Genomic DNA, 1,359 nt, shown 5'->3' with positions numbered 1-1,359 from the left:
CCGCCGGCATTGCCGGAGAGGGAGCCAACAGAGGCACCATTCTGGTCAATGTTAAAGCTTCCGCCATTGGCAGCCAGTTTACCGTTGATCGTGCTGTCATCCAGTGTCAGCGTGCCGGCCTTCTGCGTAACACTACCCTGAACCGTGCTTCCATCGAGCAGTTTTACGGTGCCGTCATTCTGCGTGATATTGCCTTGGACATTACTTTCATCTTGCAGTGTCAGCAGGCCGTTATTCTGAGTGACATCGCCCTGGACCTTGCTCTCGCCTTGCAGCTTCAGTGTGCCGCTGTTTGTGGCAGAAGCGAGCATGCTGTCTGATAGGGTTGCCTGACCGGCGTTATTCTGGAGGTCCTGCAGCTTAGAGTCGGTTACGTCCAGTGTGGCTGAATTGGTGGTTGTGCCCTTAACGGTACTGCCATTTTCGATAGTGGCTTTGCCGCTCTTGTTGATGAGGTCGGAGAGGGTGCCGCCTGTCACGTCAAGGTCGTATGTGTTGGTGGTCGTGTTGTTGACGGTGCCGCCATTAATGGTGGTTGTACCATCATTGGTCAGGGCGCCTGCAAGGGAGCCGCTGAGCTTCAGGCCGGCATCCTTATTGACCTGTGTTGTCCCTTCATATGTGTTCTGACCTGTCAGTGTTTCAGTGCCGCCAGCGATGGTCAGGCCGCCCTTGCCAGTGAGAACACCATCGTAGGAATCCCCGGCCTTGGCGTTGGTCAGTGTGAGTGTGCCGCCTTCAGCCAGAGAGCCGCCGGCATTGCCGGAGAGGGAGCCAACAGAGGCACCATTCTGGCCAACGTTAAAGCTTCCGCCATCAGCGGCCAGCTTACCGTTGATTGTGCTGTCATCCAGCGTCAGGCTGCCAGCCTTTTGCGTAACATCGCTCTGAACTGTGCTTTTGCCCTGCAGCGTCATGGTGCCGCTGTTGATGGCAGAAGCGAGCGTGCCGCCTGTAGCTGTCAGCGTGTTTGTGTTGGTGGTTACCCCATTGACAGTGCCGCCATTAATGGTGGCTGTACCATCATTCTGCAGCGAACCAGCGAGGGAGCCGCCATTAAGGTTCAGGCCGGCCCCCTGATCGACCTGTGTTATTCCCTCATATGTGTTCTGGCCTGTCAGTGTTTCAGTGCCACCAGAGATGGTTAGGCCGCCCTTGCCGGTGATGACGCCCTGATAGACGGTATCAGGGTTGGCCTGTGTCAGAGTGAGGGTTTTGTCGCCGAGTGTGATGCCACCAGCACCGCCAATGTCGGTTACAGAAGCCCCGTTATTGGTTCCGCTGATGTCAAATTTGGCGTCTTTGTCGATAGAAACGAGGGAAGACGTGGCAATAGTACCTGCCCCCTGAAGGGCAAGT

The 1,359-nt window shown here is 56.2% G+C and carries 1 protein-coding gene; it reads right to left on the bottom strand.

Annotated features, from left to right (window positions below; genetic code table 11):
* The coding region (locus NQF86_RS09100; protein ID WP_407652901.1) for a beta strand repeat-containing protein at positions 1 to 1,359 on the bottom strand (1,359 nt) is incomplete at both ends.

Source organism: Bombella pluederhausensis (genome assembly GCF_026385525.1).
GTDB lineage: Bacteria > Pseudomonadota > Alphaproteobacteria > Acetobacterales > Acetobacteraceae > Bombella > Bombella pluederhausensis.
This window is presented reverse-complemented; position numbering and strand designations above follow the sequence as displayed.